This is a genomic window from Pantoea sp. Pa-EAmG (assembly GCF_030024295.1).
Taxonomy (GTDB): domain Bacteria; phylum Pseudomonadota; class Gammaproteobacteria; order Enterobacterales; family Enterobacteriaceae; genus Pantoea; species Pantoea dispersa.
In genome coordinates this window covers 1-426 of the sequence record NZ_JASEWO010000445.1, presented here as the reverse complement: position 1 = coordinate 426, position 426 = coordinate 1, and the positions used below count along the sequence as shown (strand labels likewise).

1 protein-coding gene is annotated in these 426 nt (G+C 54.2%); it reads right to left on the bottom strand.

The genetic code is table 11. The features are described from left to right. A partial coding sequence (locus QMM04_RS23165; RefSeq protein ID WP_282997242.1) for a class I SAM-dependent methyltransferase occupies positions 1-426 on the bottom strand: 426 nt, incomplete at both ends.

Below are 426 nucleotides of genomic sequence, written 5' to 3'. Positions count from 1 at the left end.
TGCGCTGCTGTTGATCATCCACAATCCACTGCTGCTGAAGCGGAGCGGTATAAATGGGGTGTTCGCATGAGAAGACCAGCATGCCACCGGGCTTTAGTGCATAGAATAAGGTGGTCAGCAAAGGCTCGATATTGCTCAGGTAATGCAACGCCAGTGAGCTATAGGCAAGATCATAGGCTTCATCGAGCTGCAGAGTTTCTAAATCCGCACGTTGATAGCGAATGCCAGGCGCGGACGTCATTGCGGCTGCTTGCGCCAACATCTTTTCTGAGACATCAATCCCCAGGATTTCACGGGCACCTTGCTGCTGCGCGTAGCGGCAAAACCAGCCATACCCACAGCCTAAATCAACTACGCGCAAGTCGTTGAGGTCGGGCAGCATCGCTCGCAATGCGGGCCACTCAGGTGCGCCATCCAATCCTTCCA